At 58.9% G+C, this 285-nt stretch carries 1 rRNA gene; it reads right to left on the reverse strand.

What is annotated here, in order from left to right:
* Nucleotides 1–208 precede the first annotated feature (208 nt).
* Nucleotides 209–285: ribosomal RNA gene (locus LI94_RS21660) — 16S ribosomal RNA — on the reverse strand; the annotation flags it as partial.

Genomic DNA, 285 nt, shown 5'->3' on the forward strand with positions numbered 1-285 from the left:
GGCCTGTTGCCTCAGGACCCAACAGTGTGCCCAACACAAAGCCGGCCGGCACCACCCCACAAGGGGGCGCTACCGGTTGGTGATCAACGTTGTTGCTGTCTCAAATTAATCTGCACCACCGGACAACCCACTACAGGCGCCGGCAAACTATCCCAACCATCGGATCCCGCACTGATTGCGGGGACGGGGGAAAAAAGGTGCTCCTTAGAAAGGAGGTGATCCAGCCGCACCTTCCGGTACGGCTACCTTGTTACGACTTCGTCCCAATCGCCGATCCCACCTTCG

The sequence above is a fragment of the Mycobacterium sp. UM_Kg27 genome (genome assembly GCF_000972905.1).
In the GTDB taxonomy this organism is placed as follows: Bacteria; Actinomycetota; Actinomycetes; order Mycobacteriales; family Mycobacteriaceae; genus Mycobacterium.